A 17,132-nucleotide genomic window follows, 5' to 3' on the forward strand; every position below is an offset into this window, starting at 1 on the left:
GCGGGGTCCGACAGTGCCCGCGCCCGCGCTCCTCAGCGCGGGAAATCCCAGTCCAGCGCCCGGTTTCCGGTGACGACCGGCCGGTAGCCGTCGAGGACCGTCCCGCCGGTTTCGAGCGCGGCCGCGGTCTGTTCGAGAAGTTCGGTGAGCGTCCCCGGCCAGCCCTCGAAGCGTACTGAGCCCTCGTGGTCCCACGAGCCGAGGCGCCCGGTGCCGGCCCGCTGGTCGAGAAACAGCCCGTCGCCGCCGCCGTTGACGGCGACGGGCACGAACTGCCCGTGCCACCAGGAACCGACGCTGTCGTCCGATCCGCTCGAGAGCAGCACTTCGCACAGGACTTTCGCCTCGTCCGCGACGGTTTCCGTGGACGCGAGGCGGTGGAACGGGGGCAAAGCGAAGCTTTCGCCAAGGCCCGAGACGCCGTCGTGCCGCAGCAGGAAGGCGACGAGTTCGGCGGGGAGGGCGACGCCGGCCTTCCGCTGTGTTTCGGCGATCCGTGCGATCGTCGCGGCCGGACGGAGGGCCGCCGCCGTCGTCGGCGCGTTGGCCGCGAGCCACCGTTCGACGCGGTCCCAGGCGGCGTTCACCCGTCGGGTGGTCGCCTCCGGCACCGGGGTGAGCTCGGCCGGGCCCTGTCCCAGACGGCAGCCACTGTCGACGGTCAATGTCGGCCGGGTCGTTGGCGCGGGTGCGGCGGTCGAATAAGACTGCGCGCGCGGCGTGGTCCGGGGCGCCTGCTCGGCCGAGAGCCACTGCGCACCCCTGCCCTGCCCGCCGCGCGCCGTGACCGCGAAAACGAGTCCCGACACGATGACGACGCTCGCGACGGCGACCACCACCGCGCGCCCCCACGACTTGCGCATGCGGCGAGCTTAGCCGTCGTCTTCGGCGGCCTTCCGGCGTTCGCGGCGGCCGCGGGCGATCTCGGTGGCGAGCGCGTCGAGCGGCCCGGTCCAGAAGCGCCGGTACTGCTCCAGCCAGCCGTCGATCTCCTTGAGTGGCCCCGGATCCACCGAGTACAGCCGCCGCGTGCCCTCGGCGCGGACGGTGGTGAAGCCGTTCTCGCGCAGGACGCGCAGATGCTGGGAGACCGCGGGCTGCGAGATCCCGAACTCGGCGCGGACCACCGTGGTCACGTCGCCGGAACTCTGTTCCCCGCCCGCCAGCAGTTCCAGGATCCGGCGGCGCACCGGATCCCCGAGGACGTCGAACGCGTGCATCCCGCCACTATCACGGCCTGGACTTATATAAGTCAAGATGGCAAGGCAGGGGTCACCTGGCGGTGGCATCGTGGGCTGGAGACGCCGGAAGGGGATTCGATGAAACTGGCCGAAGTGCTGGCCGACGAGTTCGGCCGCATCCGAGAGGTCGTGCACGAGGCCGTCGAGGGGCTCAGTGCCGAGCAGCTGGTCGCGAGCCCGGCGCCGGGCGCGAACACGATCGCCTGGCTGGTCTGGCACCTGGCACGGGTGCAGGACGATCATGTCGCCGACCTCATGGGCACCGAGCAGATCTGGACCTCGCGAGGCTGGCTGGACCGGTTCGAGCTGCCGTTCCCGGCGGCCGACATCGGGTACGGGCATCGCCCCGAGGACGTCGACGCGGTCCGGGTCGACTCCGCCGATCTGCTGACCGGGTACTACGACGAAGTGCACGAAGCGACGACGGCTTGGGTGGCCGGTCTCGACGAAGCCGCTCTCGACCGTATCGTCGACGAGGCGTGGGATCCGCCCGTCACCCTCGGGGTACGCCTGGTCAGCGTTCTTTCCGACGATCTGCAGCACGCCGGGCAGGCCGCGTACGTCCGGGGACTCGTACTCCGCGATACGTAGGACAGGTGCCGCTCCACGACGGACGACGGAGGCTCGGCGCGCGGAAACACTGGCCGCATGAGTACTTCCACAGTGCGGCGACCGCCGACGAAGCTCACGCCCCGGTGGCGGAAACTCGTCCTCGTCGTCCATGTCGTCTCGTCCGTCGGCTGGCTCGGGATCACCGTGGTGAACGCGGTACTGACCTTCATCTCCGTCTTCACCGGCGACCCCCGCCTCCAGCACGCGGCCATCCTCGTGATGGACCGGATCGGCGGATACCTGCTGCTGCCGGTGAGCCTGATCGCCCTGGTCAGCGGGCTCGTGCTCGGCGTCGGCACGAAATGGGGGCTGATCCGGTATAAATGGGTCGCGATCAAACTGGTGCTGACCCTGATCGCGGTGGGGCTGACCCTGTTCTCGCTGCTCCCGGGGCTCCGGGAACTGGCCGCGCTCACCGAGTCCACTATGGACGGAGTGTTCGTCGAGATGGGACGGCGTCCGGACGGGTTCTACCCGATCATCGTGTCCACGACGATGTACCTGACCATGACCGTGCTGTCGGTGTACAAGCCGGGCGGGAAGACGCCGTATGGGCGAAGGGCGACCACCAGGCGCGATCGCGTGCCGCAATCAGCCGACCAAACGCGGCGACTCTAGAACCGTTCGAGTGCCTCATCGATCCGCTTCGCTTCGGAGCGCAGATCGTCCAAAGTGGCCTGGGCGGCGGTGGCCTCGCCATTCGCCGCCTCTTCCTCGAGTTCGGCGTCGGCGAGCCGCCGTCGGAGATCGTTCGCCTTCTCGGTGCTCTTCTCGGCACGACGTTCGGCCCGGGAGAGGTCGATTTCCGCTTGCTTGCGGGCTTTCGCGAGATCGGCGGCTTCGCGTCGGAGCCGGTTGAACTCCGCTACCCGCTTCTGTTCGCGCTCGGCTTCTTCGCGGGCCTTCGCGGTCCGCTCCTGTTCGGCCTTCGACGCGGCGTCGGCGGCGGCCTTCCGCTTCGCCTTCCGTCGATCGTCCAAATGCGACACGGTGGCGGGCTTTTCCCGTTCCGGGGCGGGTTCCCGCTTCGGCCGCGGCGTGAAGCCGCTCGTCAGCCACTGGTCGCCCGCGCTGTCCGCGCCGGTGCTCAGCCGTCCGGCCAAGGCCAGCGCCGCCACTTCCGGGTCGGCCACGACGGCTTCGAGAGTCGCTTCGACCTCACGGGCGACCGGCTCGCTCATCGAGCGTTCGTCGTGCAGGACCTGGTTCACCAGTTCCTGACGCCGCCGGGTGAGTTTGCGCAGTTCCGCTCCGGCCAGCGCCGAATGCGCCTTGCGCAGCTCTTCGCCCAGCTGTGCCAATTCCTTCAGCTCGGGGGAACCGGCCCGGCGGTTGAGGATCGTGGCCGCGAGTGTGGGCTTCCGCAGCGCGCGGATACGTTCGGCCAAGGCGGCTTCACCCGCCGCTTTGGCTTCTTTCGCCCGCTGGTTGCGCACCGTGACGAACTCGGCCGGATCGCCGGCGTAGAGTTCGTCCGCGACCTTGTCGAAGTCCATCGTCCTCCGCGGAACCGGTGGCTCAGCTGTCGGTCAGGCTCGGGATCAGGTGGCCTTGCTCGCGCTTGGCCTCCAGGTACGCGCGAGCCGAGTCACTCACCGGCACGATCGACGGCTCGCGTTTGACGATGATCCCACGGGACTCCAGTGCCTTCACCTTTTCGGGATTGTTGGTCAGCAGGGTCACCCGGGTCAAGTCCAGGCTTTCCAGCAGATCGGCGGCGGCCGCGTAGTCGCGGGAGTCGGCGGGAAGGTGCAGCGCGCGGTAGCTGGTGAACGTGTCGGCCTGGTGCAGCTGGCTGTAGACGTACCCGCGTGCCTTGGCGAGCAGGCCCGCTCCTCGTCCCTCCTGGTCGAGGTAGATGATCACGCCCGTACCGGCGGCGGTGATCAGTTCCTTCGCCTGTTGCACCTGGTCGTGGCAGTCGCAGTCGACCGAGCCGAGGATCTCGGAGTAGACGCAGCGCGAATGGATCCGGACCAGGCAATCGTCCGCCGGTTCGCCGTAGATCGCGGCCACCGGGGGATTGTCCGCGGCCGGTTCGTTGTCGAGGACCCGGACCCGGAAGCCGGTGCCACCGGTCCGGTTGAGTGAATGCTCGACGAAGAGTTGTTCAGTCATCGGTCTCGTGCTCCGGGGTAACCTTGAGGACGCGGTCCACCTGTTGCGCCAATGGCATCGAATCCGCGACCCCGCCGAACGACTGGGCCGCGGTCATGGCAGCGGTCGCCCATTCGAGATCGGACTGGTCGATTTTGCGATCTTTCTGCAGCAAGCGGTGGATCAGCGCCGCGCTGAAGGCCTCCCGCGCTCCGGGGGTGTCCCGTAAGGCGGTCGGGAAGCGGGCGATGTCCGCCCGCAGATGTTCCGACCGCACCATGCAGCCGAATTCTTCGGTGATGCAGACGCCGTGCACGCCGAGCAGGAGCAGGCTCGCGGCCAGCGACTCCGTCGTGATCTCGTCGCTGGCCCCCGAAAGAAGCTCGCGCAGCTCCCACTGGGTGCCGACCAGGTAGTCGATGTCGGAGAAATGTTCGTAGAGGAACTGGGGGCTGGCGATCGGCGGGGACGGCCGGACCACGATCAGGGGCTTCTTCTCGAGGCTGCTGACCACTCGCAGCACCTCGCGGGTGGCCGCGATGGGCTGTTCGAAGGTGATCACGACGGCGTCCGACGCTTCGAGGACATTGCGCAGCGAGTGGGTGTGGAAGTCGGCCGGATCGAGCCGGATCTCGCCTTCGTTCATCCACGGCAGCAGGACCGCGCCGCCGTTGCGGGTCATGAACACCCCGACCACCGGCGTCTTGGCGTTCGGTACCACCTTGACCAGGTTCAGCCGCATGCCCTCGGCGGTCATGTAGTCCAGGAGCATCTGGCCGGGCGCGTCGTCTCCCACCGCGGTGATCATGTGCACGTCCATGCCCAGCCGGGCGTTGGCGACCGCGTGGTTGAGGCCTTTGCCGCCTGGATGGGTCTCGTAGGAGATCAGCGGGGTCGACGACCCGGGGGAGGGGATGTGGTCCACGACGTAGATGTGGTCCACCACGGCCGAGCCGATCACGCTCACGGTCGCCGCGCGGGTCGTGGCGTCCTTCGCGGTGCTGGGTTCCGGGAAGGCCACGTCGAGAACCGAGCTGCTGACACAGAGTTCGGCCAGTTTGGCGAGGGCGGCACTTTCGAGGGTGGACCGGAGCGCCCGCACGGTCAGATGGCGCTCCGGGATGCTCACGCCGAGTAACCGATGGATCGGCTCCCACAGCTCCACGAGACGCTCGCGGCGTTCACCGACATCTGCCGCGTACAAGGTTTCGATCTCGGGCTCGTCGGGGAACCGCTTCGCGAGCAGGCCGAGGGAGAGGGCCATGTCGACGATCACGAGGTCTTCGGTGGGGAGCTGACCGGCGATCCTCCGCACCGCTTCCAGCGCGGCCTCGGGTTCGGATTTGTCCGTGGTGTTGACGATTTGCCGGACGACCGGGAGATCGAGGATCGGGCGGACCCCGACCTCGGTGGAGCGCAACCTTTCCGCGCTCAGTCCGGTCCGCGTCCGCAGCCTCACGAGGGCACTGCGGACACCGTCCACGCCGGGCACCGGACCACTCATCGGAATAGATTACTCCGTTCGCATCGGCAGTTGCCATCGCGCTGGGCCTACTGTGTGGCTATTGCCGCACATTACTCCTCGTAGTTCTCGGGGAGCATACCGCCGTGCCCTGGTGGGTCGGTCGCGACTCCCTGCAGCGGTTCTTCACTCATTCGAACCAGTGTGGCTCGGAGAAGGGGTGGATATCTCTCAGATTCATATCTGTCAGTTGCCTACATCGATTGGCAATTGACGCTTGTTACCGGCAACTGTCACACTGACCTTGCCTTCAAAGTCGGGGAGGTCGTCATGAAGCGTTCGCAAGCCGCACCACCGATCTTCTTGTTGCTCACCGCGCTGGTGACTTCGCTGGTCAGCGCCTGTGGAAGCCGGGCGGGAGCAGCCGGGGGCGATGGCGAGCGCATCGTCATCCTCGCCTCGGCCAGCTCGAACGAGCCTCGTCCGTCGTTGCCCCGGGAAATCGAGAGCCTGCTCGCGGAGGCCGCCCACAGCCGGGACGCCACCGACGGGAAGAACGGCAAAGGCAGCCTCGCCATCGTGACCACGGCGGACGGCGACACCGCGCGGACCTTTCCGCTGACGCCGCGCCGGGCCAACGGCGCCGTCGAGCACGGGCTGCAGCGTGAAAGCCTCATCGAGGGCAACGTCCGGCGGGTAGCCGAATCCGTCGGCGGACTCGCGGCCACGCACTCCGGCGTCGACCTGCTGTCGGGCATCGACAACGCCGTCCGCGGCGCCGGGCACGGGACGCTCGTCGTGCTCAGCAGCGGACTGTCGACCGCGGGCGGGTTCGACCTGCGGCGCACCGGATGGCAGCTCGAACCCGCCGCGCTGGCGGCGGAACTGAAGACACGCGGCCTCCTGCCGCGGCTCGACGGCCATCGGTTCGTGATGACCGGGCTCGGCGCAACCGCGGGCCGTCAGGTGCCGCTCTCCCTGCCGACCAGGGAACGGCTCGCCGCGTACTGGCGGGAGATCTGCCGCGCGGCCGGCGCCGCCGAATGCCTCATCGACGACGCGAGGCCCGAGGCGGGGCCACCGAACGGGACCGTCCCGACACCGGAGGTCCCGGTACCGGGGATCGTCTCGGTCACCGGGCCGGACGGGACGACCAAGACGACGTTGTCCGACGACGTCCTCGGTTTCGCCGGGGACTCGGCCGCGCTTTCTCCCGCGGCACAAGGGGTTCTGGCGGAACTGTCGGCGAGGATCGTCGCGAAGCGCGCCGAGCGGCCGACGGCGAAGGTGGTCGTTCGCGGGTTCACCGCGGATCCGCCGGGTTCGACCGAACAGGGCAGGGCGGAACTGTCGGCCGCGCGCGCGAACGCGGTGGCGGGCGCGTTGCGCGCGGCCGGAGTGGAAGGTCCGATCGATTCGAGTGGAGGGGGAACCGCGCCAGGGATGACGGCGATGTCCGGCGGTGCCTTCGACGAAGGTGTCGCCGTGAAGATGCGCCGGGTCGACATCACGTACTGAGAAGAGGGAGGAAACAGTCATGGACGGCTTGGACCGGATCACGCCCCAGCTGCCCCGTCCCCGGGTGGCGGTGGAGGAATATCACGACGACTACCAGCGGGCGGCCGCCGGGACGCGGGGGAGGCTGGGCGCGCGGATCACGGAATTGAAACTCGCCGCCGACCGCGTTCTGCGCACCCCGGTGATCGGGCCACGTGGGCAGTTCATGACCGTCCACGAGGCCAAACACCGCGCGGAGATGCTGACCGAGCAGATCGACACCGACGAACTGCGCGGCAGCCTGCGGCACTACCGGGTGTCGCGGTCGGCGAAGGCACTCACCCTCTTCGGGCTGGTGGTGGTCGACTTCCCGGTGATGCTCTGGCTGGCGAGTTCGGTGTTCAACGTCGACTGGACGAACCCGCTCGGTCTGCCACTGGTGATCAGCTTCGTGATCTCGGTGCTGGCCACCGGTGGTGCCGCGACCGCGCTGTACCACCTCGGGCACAACCAGCGAGAGAACAAGGACGACCGGCGACGGCTCACCTGGCGCACGCTGTCCCGCGGGTCGAAGCTCAGCATGCTGGCCGCGGTGGTGCTGGTGGGGCTGATCGCGGCGGTGATGTTCGTCCGCGTCTACACCGAAGGCGAGCTGAGCGGACTCGACAGTCTCGCCTTCCTGCTGGCGGTGCTGGTCGCCTTCGTGATGCTCATTTCGGCCGCGCTGGTGTTCTGGACGGCGTTCCGTGACGGTTCGCTGGAACAGGACGATCTACGGTGCTACAGCGCGATGATCATGCGCTGCGAATCGCTGCGCCGCGAGTACGAGGTCCGCGTCGGCGAGCTGACGGCGCAACTGCAGCGGCTCGAAGGCGAGTATCCGTTCCGCGCCACGGTGGACACCTAGGCTGTGTCCTGCACAGGACACGGCCCAGCCTCCCGCGAGGGGCCGCCGTAGCGGCTCGGCTCGCTCGGTGGCACCCGCCGAGGCGGTGAATCCGGACTCCCCGCCCGCGATCGGACCAACCAGGGATCGGCACTTTGGAGGTGGCGCGCCTCCGGTGGCGGAACAACGATGGGTACCAGGGATCGCGGATCCCGGGGAAGTCATCTGCCGCTGGAGGCCCGAGTGTCCGTCACCGATCGCGTCCCCGTTGCCCCGCAAGCGCATTTCCTCGGTTCCGGACCGTATCCGGAACACCGGTGGCGAGTGGTGTGCTGGTCCGTCCTCGCCGGATTCCTGCTGACGGTGCTCTGGTCCGCGCCCTTTGTGGACAGTGTGATCGGTGACAGCGTGGCCAACACCCTGCTGGGACACAGCGCCAAAGAGACCCCGATCGGCGGAGTGCTGGCCGGGACGTTCTTCGCGTTCGTCTCCGGACTCGCCGGAACGTTCACCGCCTGCAACATCGCCGCTTTCGGTGCCGTCGCCCCGCTCGTCGGCGGAGAGACCAGCGGACGGCCCAAGTTCGTGAACACGTTGAGGCCGCTGGGCTGGATTGCGGCGGGCATGTTGACCGTTTCCGTGGTGTACGGCGTCATCGTCGCGCTCGTCGGCACCCGGATGCCGCAGTTCTCGATCGCTTCCTCGTCGGGCGGGCTCAGTCCGCGCAACATCCAGTCGATGATCGTCTACGGCGTGATCGGGGTCGTGTTCATCGTGCTGGGCTTGGCTTCCGTCGGCATCATCCGCAATCCGATCGCCGACCTCACGCGCCGCTTCCCGCCCGCTCCGCTCGTCCTGATGGGCGCGCTCATCGGCGGTTTCCTGATCGGCCGCCCCTTCCCGTTGTTCCGGATCATGTTCCGCAGCGCGGCCGAAAGCCACAACGTCTTCTACGGTGCCGCGGCGTTCGCGCTGCAGTCGGTCGGCAACATCCTGGTGATGGCGCTGCTGTTCCTCGTGCTCACCCACGGCACGGGTGGGCGACTGCAGCGGTGGATGCTCGCGAAGCCCACCAGGATCGCCGTGGTGACCGGCGCCGCGCTGCTGGTCGCCGGCACGTTCACCCTGCTGTACTGGGATCTGCGGGTGCTGGGCCGGACCGGCCTCATCTGGTATCCGACCGTCAAGTGGTGAAAATCCGCGCCAGGACCTGCTCGACCGACTCCTGAAGGCACTTCGCCGCGTCTTCCCGGCCGGCGAGGTACTTCAGCAGGCCTTGCTGGAACAGGCCGTCGAAAAGCGCGTACGTCGTGGACGGAGTCAGCGCCAGCGGCTTGCCGAGCAGCTCCGCGTACCGGGCGACGATTCGCCAGATCATCCCTTCGAGGGTCTCGTCGATGGCAAGGACGTCGGCCCGGAACACCTTTTCGAACAGGCTCTGGTTGCGCAGGTCGTACCAGAGCCGGTGCAGTCGGGCGTCTTCGCGCAGCGTGGCCACCATCGCGGTGCTGAAGGCCAGCTTCAGTTCTTCGGCCGTTTGCGCGGTCTCGACTATCCGGTCGTACCGGGCGACGCATTCAGTTTTGTACTGCTTGACGCAGTAGGTGATCAGCTCGACCTTGTTCCGGAAGTAATAGTGCAGCACGCCGTGGGAGAACTCGGAGTTCTGCGCGATCTCCCGCAGGCTCGTCCGGGCATAGCCGAGTTCGGACAACGTGACCAATGCCGACATCGCCAGCTGCGCGCGTCGTTGGTCGAACCTGTCCACCCGACGGGTTTGGTCACCGCTACGGTCCGCCACGTCGGTCACAGATCCCGGTTCCCGTCGCCTCGGGTGCCCGCCGGCCACGAGCACGTCGTCGGAGTCTAGCGCCGGAACGGTTTTCTTGTGTGCGACAGAATTCATTCGAGCCACTCGGTGATGAAATGGTCGCTTTCGTGGATGTGGACGGCTTCGTAGACTTCCGGTCCGATCACGGCGAACTTGTGCGGGGTGTCCGCGGGTACGACGAGGACCTCGCCCGCGCCACCCTCGCGTTCGGCGGCGCCGATCGTGAACCTCGCCCGGCCGCGGAGGATGACGAACGTTTCGCCGTACGGATGCCGGTGCAGTCTGGGCCCGGATCCCTCGACGTCGGTCCGCTCGCGGATGATCGAGATCCCGGAGCCGATGTCGCGGCCTTCGACGGTTTCCAGGGCGTCGTCGCTCATTCCACCACCCTAACCCCGGCCGAGGCGGGCGGGCGAGCGTGAAGGCCGTGAGTGATTCGGGTCTTCGGAACGACCCGAATCACTCTCCACACGGCACGTTCAGAAGGGCGGCTCCGGGCTGCCGGCGGTCACCGGCGTTCGCTCCCAAGCGCCGTCCGACGGGGCGCCACCCGAACTGCGGCCCGCCTTGTTCACCTTCGCCGTGGCATAGCGCAGGGACGGACCGATCTCGTCGACGTCGAGTTCCACCACCGTCCGTTTCTCGCCCTCCTTCGTTTCGAACGATCGCTGCTTCAACCTGCCCTGCACGATCACCCTGGTCCCTCGGGTGAGTGATTCGGTGAGGTTCTCCGCGGCCTGCTTCCAGAGTGAGCACCGCAGGAACAGCGGGTCGCCGTCGCGCCATTCCCCGCTCGCGCGGTCCAGCACGCGCGGGGTCGACGCGACCGTGAAGTTCGCGACCGCCGCCCCCGACGGAGTGAACCTCAGTTCCGGGTCGGTCGTCAGATTGCCGATCACCGTGAGCACCGTCTCTCCGGCCATGGGACTTCCTCCTCGTTTCCGCGCGCGGGCCCCGGCCGGGGCCCGCTGTCGCCTGGGAAGAGGAGACCACCGGGGTACGACAGTTTCTCCACGTCCGCGGTACCGGGATGTGATGAAAGGGTCTTTCGAGCCGAAAGATGTCCCGAGATTCCCTGTCACGACATATGCGCGGCTGAAACGCACTCGGCGAGCCGGGAAAGCCCTTCGCCGATCCGCTCGGAACCGACCAGCCCATAACCGATCACCAGCCCTTCGCGTGTTCCCCCGTACCTGGACAGGCTTTCGAAGGTCACCCCGGCGCGGGCCGCCGCCGTGACGGCTTCGTCCACAATGACCGTCGCATGTGGAGCGACCGGCGCGCACAGATGAAGCCCGGCGCTCGAAGGCACGATCTCCAGCACGTCCCGCAGTTCGTCGCGCACGAAGGTCAGAATCCGGTCGCGTCGCGCCGAATACTCCCGAGTGGCCTTGCGGACGTGCCGGGAGAGCAGTCCCTCGTCGATGAAACTCGCCATGGCGGATTGGGTGACGAGGTCGCCGTGCCAGTCCGTCAGTTGCTTCGCGTGCCGCAAGGCCGGGCGCAGCGAAGCGGGCGCGACCAGGAAACCGAGCCGCAGCAAGGGCAGCAGCGTCTTCGAGAACGATCCGACGTAGAGGACGCGGCCATGGTGGTCCAGGCTTTGGAGCGGTTCGAGCGGCCTGTCGGAGAACCGGTACTCGCTGTCGTAATCGTCCTCGACGATCACCGCGTCGTTCCGCTCCGCCCACGCCAGCAACGCCGTCCTCCTGGCGAGTGACATCGGAGTGCCGAGCGGGAACTGGTGCGAGGGCGTCGTGTAGATCAAGCGGGTGCCGCGGGTGAGTGCCGTGACGTCGAGGCCTTCGGCGTCCACGGGCACCTTGACGACTAGGGCGCCGAGGGCGGCGAAAAGCCGCTCGGCCGGCGGATAACCAGGGTCTTCGACGGCGACGCGCGTGCCGGGTTCGATCAGGACCCGGCCGGCCAGATCGAGAGCCTGTTGCGCCCCTTGGGTGATCAGGACGTCCTCGCCGCTCGCCCGCACCGACCGGGCGGCGCCGATATGCCGGGCGATCGCGACCCGCAGTGCTTCGAGCCCGGCCGGATCGGCGTATCCCGAGCGCGGGAGCAGCGAGGGCCGCAGCGCCTGACCGACCAGCCGCCGCCAGGTCCGCAGCGGGAACAGGGCAGGGTCCGGGGCGCCGACGCGGAAATCGAACTCGGGCACGGATCGGTCGGCGCCGAGCGGGGGCGGGAGCGCACGCCAGCGGGCGGACGGCCGCACTCCCGCGCCCGCCGGGGCGGCGCGATCCACCCGCGCCACGGGATCCGCGCTGACGAACGTCCCGCGCCCGACCTGCCCGCTGAGGAAGCCTTCCGCGGCGAGCCGTTCGTAGGCGACCGCGACGGTGTTGCGCGAGACGTCGAGTTCGACGGCCAGTTCCCTGGTCGGCGGCAGGCGTTCCCCGGGCGGCAGGCGTCCGTCGAGGATGCCGTCGCGGAGTTGACGGTAGATCCGCGCGGCCAGGTCGGTGTGGCCGTCGAGGCTGATGTGGAACGGCACCGGCTGAGCCTACATTGGCCCAATCAAATCGTGCGGAATTGGCGCTGGGATATAGCCAATGTGGCCCTTAACTTGAGGGCATGGAGTCCACGAAACGACTGGCTTTGGCCCAGCTGATCAGCTCCGTCGGCGACGGCGCCTACTACGTCAGTTCGGCCCTGTACTTCACGCTGATCGTCGGGCTCTCGCCCGCGCAGGTCGGCCTCGGCCTCACCGTGGGCTGGGCGGTCGGCTCGGTCGCCGGGATCGCGCTGGGACAGCTGGCCGACCGGCGCGGGCCGAAGGGGACGGCCGTATTCCTGGGGCTGGGGACGGCGGCGTCCGTCAGCGCGTTCCTCTTCGTCGGTTCGGTCGTGGCCTTCGTGATCGCGGCCTGCGTTTACGCCTGCTTTCAATGCGGTCTCGGCGCGGCACGGCAGGCACTGCTCGCCGGCCTGGTCGACCCGGCCGGGCGCACCACGTTCCGCGCCCGGTTGCAGGCGATGTCCAACGCCGGGATCGCGACCGGGGCGGCCCTCGGCGGGATCGCACTCGCCATCGGTACGCGAGAGGCCTTCCTGACCGTCTTCGTCATCGACGCGCTCAGCTTCGTCGCGGCGGCTCTGGTCCTCCGAAAGGTGCCTTCGGTCGCTCCGGCTCCCGCGCGGGCCGGCGAACCGTCCGTGGCCGTTCTCCGCGACCGCCCGTACGCCCTGCTGGCGTTGCTCAACATGATCATGCTGCTCTACATGCCGCTGTTCAGCCTGGTCCTGCCGCTGTGGATCTCGACGCGAACCGCGGCCCCCGGCTGGCTGGTTTCGGCGATGCTGGTGCTCAACACCGCCAGTGTCGTGGTCTTCCAGGTGCGGGTGGCGCGTGGTGTGACCGGATTGCGCAGCGCCTCTCGCTACGCCCGGTACGCGGGGGCGCTGCTCTTCCTCTCCTGCTTGCTCTTCTCGATCTCCGCCATGAGCGGTTCGGCCTGGATGGCGGCGCTGGTCCTGCTCGCGGGTGCCGCCCTGCAGGTGGTGGGGGAGATGGCCCAGGCGGCGGGCTCGTGGGAAATCGCCTTCGGTCTCGCGCCCGACGGCAAACAGGGCCAGTACCAAGGACTCTTCGGTGCCGGGACGGCCATCGCCCGCATGCTCGGTCCGGTGCTGCTGACCGGCCTCATCCTGGTGGGCGGCGCGGCGGGCTGGGTCGTGCTGGGCGGGCTGTTCCTGCTGGCGGGCGCGCTCATCGGCCCCGCGGTCCGCTGGGCCGAGCGGACCAGGAGCGCCGCCGCCGCTCCGGTGCTCGCCGGGGTTTGAGCGCCTCAGTCTTCGAGTGGCCGCCGGAAATGCGCGGCGAGCTCGAGTCCCGCGGCCTCTTCCGGGGTGTACCAGGCGAAGGCGTCGTGCTCGTCCGGATTGAGCACGACCTCGCCCGGCTCGTCTTCGGCGAGCGCGTACACCGTGGCGTGGATCCGCATCGGCCTGCCTTCGACGTCGTCCCAGCTGTGGGCACCACGTTCGCCGGTGACCCGCACGGCCAGCCCGGTCTCCTCGGCGCACTCGCGGACCGCGGTGTCCGACGGCGGCTCTCCCGGCTCGACGGTGCCGCCCGGCAGTTCCCAGCGGCCACCGAGAAAGGAACCCGGCCGCCGCCGGAGGAACAGGATCCTCCCGCCGCGGCTGAGCCTGCCGTAGGCCAAGTACTTGTCCGTCACCAGCGCATCTTAAGGACTTTTCGATTGAGGACCGAACCTGTCCGCGATTATTCGTAGCGTGAGTCTCATGGAAAACACGGAGATCCGCCCCTTCCGCCTCGACATCCCTCAGGAGCAGCTGGACGAACTGCACGCGAAACTCGACAGCGCGCGCTGGCCGGCTCCGCTCCCTGGCGACGGTTGGGACACCGGGGTGCCGGTCGCGTGGCTGCGCGGTCTCGCCGAGTATTGGCGCGACGGCTACGACTGGCGCGCCGCCGAGCGCGAGATCAACCGGTTCCCGCAGTTCACCACGGAAATCGACGGGCAGCGGATTCACTTCCTGCACGTCCGCTCACCCGAGGCCGACGCGACACCGCTGATCCTCACGCACGGCTGGCCTGGTTCGGTGGTGGAGTTCCTGGACGTGATCGGACCGCTCACCGACCCGAAAGCGCACGGTGACGACTCGGCGGAAGCGTTCCATCTCGTCATCCCCTCGCTGCCCGGATTCGGTTTCTCGGGCCCCGTCTCGGATTCCGGCTGGACCATGCCGAGGATCGGCCGTGCCTGGGTGGAGCTGATGCGCCGACTCGGCTACGAACGCTACGGCGTGCAGGGCGGCGACCTCGGCGCTTCCGTGTCGCCGGAGGTGGCCAGGGCGGCGCCGGACAAGGTGATCGGTGTGCACGTCAACGGCGGCCTGACGCCGATGCCCCCGATGTCGATGTCGGAGGAGGAACGCGCGTCGCTGACCGACCTCGAACGCGACCGTCTCAAGCGGATCGAGGCCTTCATGCAGGAGGAGTTCGGCTACATCGCGATCCAGTCGACGCGCCCGCAGACTCTCGGCTACGGGCTCGTGGACTCCCCGGTCGCCCAGCTGGCCTGGATCATGGACAAGTTCCGCGAGTGGACGCATCCGCGCCCGACGCTGCCGGAAGAGATCATCGACCGCGACCGGTTGCTGACCAACGTCATGTTCACTTGGCTCACCGGTACGGCGGCTTCGTCCGCGTACGTCGGCTACGCGCAGGCGGAAACCTGGGGAGCCGTCGAGAAGAACTCCGGCGTGCCGACGGCGGCCCTGGTCTTCGCGCACGACGTCGGGATCCGGCGCTACTCGGAGGACGCGCACACGATCGTGCGCTGGACCGATGTCGACCGCGGCGGGCACTTCGCCGCCTTGGAGGAGCCCGAGATCCTGATCGCGGACGTGCGGGAATTCTTCCGGTCCCTCAAATGACGATTACGGTCGCTTCCCCGAGGAAGCGGCCGTAATCGTCCACTTCGGACTCGAGTCCGGCGATGGCGGACCGCGAAAGCGCGGCGAAGGGTTCGACGACGACCTTCGTCTGCTTCGCGGTTCGCTTGACGCGCCAAGTCCCGGCGATCCGGCCGTCCACCAGCACGGTGGGCGCGATCATCCCGCCGCCGGAGTTGACGCGTTGCGCGTGTGCCGGGTCGAGGAGCAGATCACGGCCCCGGTAGCCCAGCAGAAAGGTGTCGAAGGCGCCGAGCAGGCGCGGGGGACAAGGGGGAGCGGAGAGATCGGTCTCCCGGAGGGCGAAGCCGTCACCAGCGGGCACGAGATCCAGCGCGTCGAAGGCCTTGCGGCAGAGACCGAGCGGGAGCCCGGACCAGGTGCTGAAGTCTTCGGCCGTCGCGATGCCGTACGCGGTCAGATAGCGGTGGGCGAGTTCGGCCTGCGGGTCGGCCGGGTCGTTCCCCTCGGTGGTCCACTCGTCGAGGAGAACGTATGTCGGTTCCGCTCCGCTGTCCGGGCCTCGGCAGATCAAGCCGCGGTTGGCCGCGTACGCCAGCAGGTGGGGCGGTGCCTGCGAGGTCGCGTCGAGCACGATCCCGTTGGTGGCCAAGCCCTCCACGATCTCCTGCCGGGTGAGTGCCTTGCCGGGCAGGAGATCCTGGAGGTGCTCCAGCGCGCGTTCGCAGAGTTCGTCGGTGAGGTCCAGTTGCTCGCGCCGTCCGTGGCCTGCCTGGGCGTTGCGTGGGCCGAACAGCCGGTTCAGCCAGCGGAGATCCGCTGTCGGAACCAGATGGAGGGTCTTGCGCATCAGCCAAGTGCGGCTCACCTCACGAGACGTGTCGACGTCCGACGAGGCCAGGCCCCGGCTACGGGCCCGGATCGCGAGCCTGGCCGCGGGACTCGACTGAGCCTGGATCGCGGCGACCGCCCTGGTCACGGCGAGTACGTCCGCGGCGGGGGCGCTGAGCAGTTGCGCGCGGGCGCGGACCGCGCGGATGTCGTCGTCGGACAGCGTCACCCGTTGACGATCTCATGGGCGTTCGCCGGTTCCGTGTGCACGACCGCCTCCGCGAGCCGCGGCAGGACCTCGCGCAACCGCTGTTCGACACGGTGGGCCAGGTGGTGCGCTTCCGTGACGGTCAGCCCGGCTTCGACCGACACCGCCAGTTCCGCGCGCAGGCTGTGCCCGATCCAGCGCATCCGCAGATCCCGCGTGCCGAGTACGCCGGGGACTTCGGCGGCCGCGCGTTCGGCGCGATCGACGTCGGCCGGGTCCACGGCGTCCATCAGACGGCGGAAGACCTCCTTGGCGGCATCACGCAGGACGAACAGGATCGCGACCGTGATGGCGAGGCCGATGATCGGGTCGGCCAGCGGGAAACCGAACGCGACCCCCACCGCGCCGAGCACGACCGCGAGCGAGGTGAAACCGTCCGTCCGCGCGTGCAGCCCGTCCGCGACCAGCGCGGCGGATCCGATCTCGCGGCCGACGATGATCCGGTACCTGGCCACGAGTTCGTTGCCCGCGAAGCCGATGACCCCCGCCGCCGCGACCACCCACAGATGCTGGACCGGACGCGGGTCGAGCAGCCGCAGGACCGATTCGTAGCCGGCGAGGAAGGCCGAGGCGGCGATGAGCAGGACGACGAGCACCCCGGCGAGGTCTTCGGCGCGCCCGAGTCCGTACGTGTAGCGGCGGGTGGCGGCGCGGCGGCCGAGCAGGAAGGCGATGCCGAGCGGGACCGCGGTCAGCGCGTCGGCGAAGTTGTGGATCGTGTCGCCGAGCAGCGCCACCGAACCGGTCACCAGGACGAGCGCGAGCTGGGCGACGGCGGTGACGAACAGCGCGGCGAACGACCAGATCAGCGTGCGGACGCCGCGTTTGCTGGTCTCGAGCGCGGTGTCGACGCGGTCGGCGCTGTCGTGGCTGTGCGGGGTCAGCAAAGAGCGGAGGCGGCTCTTCCCCCGCTGGTGGCCGTGCCCGTGACCATGCCCGTGTCCGGTCATCTTTCACCTCACTGTCATGCTACCTGCGCAGTCATGCAGGTACGCAGGCAGAAGGATAGC

General features: G+C 68.6%; 19 protein-coding genes. 7 read left to right on the forward strand and 12 right to left on the reverse strand.

The features are described 5' to 3' along the window. Positions 1-32: 32 nt before the first annotated feature. Together AVL48_RS13340 and AVL48_RS13345 are read right to left on the reverse strand one after the other, a co-directional pair. Positions 33-863, reverse strand: a complete 831-nt coding sequence (locus tag AVL48_RS13340; protein WP_061983287.1) for an SMI1/KNR4 family protein — start codon at positions 861-863, stop codon at positions 33-35. A gap of 9 nt (positions 864-872) precedes the next feature. Further along, positions 873-1,220: an ArsR/SmtB family transcription factor gene (locus AVL48_RS13345; RefSeq protein ID WP_061983288.1), complete on the reverse strand. Its 348-nt coding sequence runs from the start codon at positions 1,218-1,220 to the stop codon at positions 873-875. 99 nt (positions 1,221-1,319) lie between these two features. On the opposite strand from AVL48_RS13345, the gene AVL48_RS13350 reads away from it, so the two are divergent. Both AVL48_RS13350 and AVL48_RS13355 read left to right on the forward strand, forming a co-directional pair. Further along, a complete protein-coding gene (locus AVL48_RS13350) occupies positions 1,320-1,832 on the forward strand; it encodes a mycothiol transferase (RefSeq protein WP_061983289.1) in 513 nt (170 codons plus the stop codon). Positions 1,833-1,889: 57 nt separating this feature from the next. Continuing rightward, entirely contained in the window at positions 1,890-2,471 is a 582-nt protein-coding gene (locus AVL48_RS13355) for a DUF2269 family protein (RefSeq protein ID WP_063816542.1), read from the forward strand. Here AVL48_RS13355 and AVL48_RS13360 read toward each other — a convergent pair. Genes AVL48_RS13360 through AVL48_RS13370 form a run of 3 tightly spaced genes read right to left on the reverse strand, consistent with a single transcriptional unit; the run spans position 2,468 to position 5,454 of the window. After that, on the reverse strand, positions 2,468-3,349 hold the full coding sequence (locus AVL48_RS13360) for a coiled-coil domain-containing protein (RefSeq protein WP_061983291.1): 882 nt from the start codon (positions 3,347-3,349) through the stop codon (positions 2,468-2,470). The two genes, AVL48_RS13355 and AVL48_RS13360, sit on opposite strands and share 4 nt — an antisense overlap. A 22-nt stretch (positions 3,350-3,371) precedes the next feature. After that, positions 3,372-3,971: a GTP cyclohydrolase II gene (locus AVL48_RS13365; protein ID WP_061983292.1), complete on the reverse strand. Its 600-nt coding sequence runs from the start codon at positions 3,969-3,971 to the stop codon at positions 3,372-3,374. Then, entirely contained in the window at positions 3,964-5,454 is a 1,491-nt protein-coding gene (locus tag AVL48_RS13370; protein ID WP_061983293.1) for a PfkB family carbohydrate kinase, read from the reverse strand. Before AVL48_RS13370 ends, AVL48_RS13365 begins: the two co-directional genes overlap by 8 nt. Positions 5,455-5,742: 288 nt before the next feature. Here AVL48_RS13370 and AVL48_RS13375 point away from each other — a divergent pair, with 288 nt between their 5' ends. The 3 genes from AVL48_RS13375 to AVL48_RS13385 all read left to right on the forward strand — a co-directional run bounded on the left by AVL48_RS13375 (position 5,743) and on the right by AVL48_RS13385 (position 8,989). Beyond that, positions 5,743-6,930, forward strand: a complete 1,188-nt coding sequence (locus tag AVL48_RS13375) for an OmpA family protein (RefSeq protein WP_082857630.1) — start codon at positions 5,743-5,745, stop codon at positions 6,928-6,930. Between the two features lie 19 nt (positions 6,931-6,949). Further along, entirely contained in the window at positions 6,950-7,816 is an 867-nt protein-coding gene (locus AVL48_RS13380; RefSeq protein ID WP_061983294.1) for a hypothetical protein, read from the forward strand. Between the two features lie 222 nt (positions 7,817-8,038). Continuing rightward, positions 8,039-8,989: a hypothetical protein gene (locus tag AVL48_RS13385; protein WP_061983295.1), complete on the forward strand. Its 951-nt coding sequence runs from the start codon at positions 8,039-8,041 to the stop codon at positions 8,987-8,989. Here AVL48_RS13385 and AVL48_RS13390 read toward each other — a convergent pair. The 4 genes from AVL48_RS13390 to pdxR form a co-directional block, all read right to left on the reverse strand. Next, positions 8,979-9,605 carry a TetR/AcrR family transcriptional regulator gene (locus AVL48_RS13390; protein ID WP_061983296.1) on the reverse strand — a complete coding sequence of 209 codons (627 nt, stop codon included), beginning with the start codon at positions 9,603-9,605 and terminating at the stop codon, positions 8,979-8,981. The two genes, AVL48_RS13385 and AVL48_RS13390, sit on opposite strands and share 11 nt — an antisense overlap. 92 nt (positions 9,606-9,697) lie before the next feature. Further along, positions 9,698-10,006: a cupin domain-containing protein gene (locus AVL48_RS13395; protein ID WP_061983297.1), complete on the reverse strand. Its 309-nt coding sequence runs from the start codon at positions 10,004-10,006 to the stop codon at positions 9,698-9,700. Between the two features lie 99 nt (positions 10,007-10,105). Next, positions 10,106-10,549 carry a single-stranded DNA-binding protein gene (locus tag AVL48_RS13400; RefSeq protein WP_061983298.1) on the reverse strand — a complete coding sequence of 148 codons (444 nt, stop codon included), beginning with the start codon at positions 10,547-10,549 and terminating at the stop codon, positions 10,106-10,108. A gap of 155 nt (positions 10,550-10,704) precedes the next feature. Next, positions 10,705-12,132 (reverse strand): MocR-like pyridoxine biosynthesis transcription factor PdxR, encoded by a 1,428-nt coding sequence (gene pdxR, locus AVL48_RS13405; RefSeq protein ID WP_061983299.1) that lies wholly within the window; start codon positions 12,130-12,132, stop codon positions 10,705-10,707. 80 nt (positions 12,133-12,212) lie between these two features. Between pdxR and AVL48_RS13410 the strand changes: the two genes are divergently transcribed. Next, positions 12,213-13,421, forward strand: a complete 1,209-nt coding sequence (locus AVL48_RS13410) for an MFS transporter (RefSeq protein WP_061983300.1) — start codon at positions 12,213-12,215, stop codon at positions 13,419-13,421. A 5-nt stretch (positions 13,422-13,426) separates the two neighbouring features. Here AVL48_RS13410 and AVL48_RS13415 read toward each other — a convergent pair whose 3' ends face one another. Then, entirely contained in the window at positions 13,427-13,819 is a 393-nt protein-coding gene (locus AVL48_RS13415; protein ID WP_061983301.1) for an NUDIX hydrolase, read from the reverse strand. Positions 13,820-13,886: 67 nt separating this feature from the next. Between AVL48_RS13415 and AVL48_RS13420 the strand changes: the two genes are divergently transcribed. Beyond that, positions 13,887-15,044 (forward strand): epoxide hydrolase family protein, encoded by a 1,158-nt coding sequence (locus AVL48_RS13420; RefSeq protein ID WP_061983302.1) that lies wholly within the window; start codon positions 13,887-13,889, stop codon positions 15,042-15,044. Here AVL48_RS13420 and AVL48_RS13425 read toward each other — a convergent pair. After that, complete coding sequence (locus AVL48_RS13425; RefSeq protein ID WP_061983303.1) at positions 15,037-16,083, reverse strand: winged helix DNA-binding domain-containing protein; 1,047 nt, start codon at positions 16,081-16,083, stop codon at positions 15,037-15,039. The two genes, AVL48_RS13420 and AVL48_RS13425, sit on opposite strands and share 8 nt — an antisense overlap. Further along, the gene (locus AVL48_RS13430) at positions 16,080-17,072 is read right to left on the reverse strand and encodes a cation diffusion facilitator family transporter (RefSeq protein ID WP_177242358.1); all 993 of its coding nucleotides are present in this window, start codon (positions 17,070-17,072) and stop codon (positions 16,080-16,082) included. Before AVL48_RS13430 ends, AVL48_RS13425 begins: the two co-directional genes overlap by 4 nt. Positions 17,073-17,132 lie beyond the last annotated feature (60 nt).

It is taken from the genome of Amycolatopsis regifaucium, assembly GCF_001613935.1.
In the GTDB taxonomy this organism is placed as follows: Bacteria; Actinomycetota; Actinomycetes; order Mycobacteriales; family Pseudonocardiaceae; genus Amycolatopsis; species Amycolatopsis regifaucium.